Origin of the sequence: Pseudomonas sp. (assembly GCF_037994325.1) — a bacterium.
GTDB lineage: Bacteria > Pseudomonadota > Gammaproteobacteria > Pseudomonadales > Pseudomonadaceae > Aquipseudomonas.
Genome location: NZ_JBBNAH010000369.1, coordinates 1 through 1,826, shown reverse-complemented (window position 1 = coordinate 1,826; position 1,826 = coordinate 1). Strand labels below are relative to the sequence as shown.

General features: G+C 56.5%; 1 protein-coding gene. It reads right to left on the bottom strand.

Annotated features, from left to right (window positions below; genetic code table 11):
* Positions 1-101: 101 nt before the first annotated feature.
* Positions 102-1,826, bottom strand: a 1,725-nt coding sequence (gene yidC / locus AAAB16_RS12555) for a membrane protein insertase YidC (protein WP_340663617.1), incomplete at its 5' end; no start/stop codon positions are given.

Here is a 1,826-nt window from a genome sequence, read left to right as displayed (position 1 = left end):
CATGGTTCTCATGATAGAGCTCTTATTGCCTAGGGCAGATAGCAAAACGCCCCGCCACAGATCTCTCGGGCGGGGCGCTGATTCAGCTTAGCAAGCCAGGCTTAAGCGTTGGCTGCCTTGGTCGCTGCTTCGATTTTGCGAGTGATGTACCACTGCTGTGCAATCGACAGGCAGTTGTTCACAACCCAGTACAGCACCAGACCGGCCGGGAACCACAGGAAGAAGAAGGTGAAGATGATCGGCATCATTTTCATCACCTTGGCCTGCATCGGATCTGGCGGCGCGGGGTTGAGCTGCTGCTGGATAAACATGGTGGCGCCCATGATCAACGGCAGGATAAAGAACGGGTCTTTGATCGACAGGTCAGTGATCCAGAACATCCACGGTGCCTGGCGCATTTCCACGCTTTCCAGCAGCACCCAGTACAAGGCCAAGAAGACCGGCATCTGCACCAGAATCGGCAGACAGCCGCCCAACGGGTTGATCTTCTCTTTTTTGTACAGCTCCATCATGGCCTGCGACATTTTCTGCCGGTCATCGCCATGTTGCTCTTTCAGTGCAGCCAGTTTCGGCGCCACGGCACGCATACGCGCCATCGACTTATAGCTGGCAGCGGAGAGCGGGAAGAAGAAGCCTTTGATCACCATGGTCAACACAATGATCGACCAGCCCCAGTTACCCAGGATGCTGTGGATATGTTGCAGCAACCAGAAGATAGGCTGAGCGATAAACCACAGAATGCCGTAGTCGACGGTCAACTCCAGGCCTGGGGCGAGGGAGCCCAAGTGTTTCTGTATTTTCGGACCGGCGTAGAGGATGGCCGACACTTCGCCTTTACTACCCGGTGCCACGCTGACGCTTGGGGTAGTGAAGCCGACGATGTAGTTGCCTTGGGTGTCTTTACGGGTTTGCACACTGTTGTCGTTGTCCTGGCTTGGAATCCAGGCAGTTACGAAATAGTGCTGCAACCAGGCAACCCAACCGCCTTTGACGGTTTCTTTAACGGGCGCCTTGTCGATGTCTTTCATCGACACTTTTTTGTAGGCCGAGTCGTGAGTGGCCATGGCCGCGCCGAGGTAAGTGGCGGTGCTAGTAGCGGCAGTCTTCGACGGGTCATCGCTGTTGTCGCGTTTGAGCTGGGCGTACATGTTGCCAGCCCAGGCTTCGCTGCTCTGGTTGTCGATCAGGTAACGCACATCAACCTGGTAGGACGATGGATCGACGCAACCTGGCTTTTTCAGTTCCTGCTCTTTGGCCGAGCACTCGGTGTTTAAACCACGTTTGAAGCTGTAACGCTTGATGTAGTTAACGCCGGCGTTGCTGTAAGTCAGATCCACCACCAAGGTGTTCTGGCCTTCGGCCAACTGATAACTCTTTTGCGCACTCTGCCAAACGGCACGGCCGTTAGCGGAGTCTGGTGCGTTGCTACCGATCAGGCCGCTCTGGGCCAGGTAGGTGCGCTCATTGCCGTTATCAAACAGCTGGAAGGGAACGTCTGGACGATCCTGGCGGCGCGGGTATTGCGGCAGGGTCAACTGAACAATGTCGCCGCCGCTTGGGTCGATGGCCAGCTCAAGTACGTCGGTCTTAACCCGGATCAACTCTTTGCTGGCTTGAGGTGCCACGGCAGTGGTTTCGGGTTGGGCGGACGGCGCGCTTGGTACGTCACTGTTGCCGGCAGTAGCGGCACCGGGAACATCGGGGAGCGCAGCAGTATTGCTGGTCGCAGCGGCGGTATTCGCAGTCGGCAAGGACGTTTGACCGTAGTCTTCGTTCCACTTGAGAACCATGACATAGGACACGATTGCGAGCGCGGCGATCAGGAT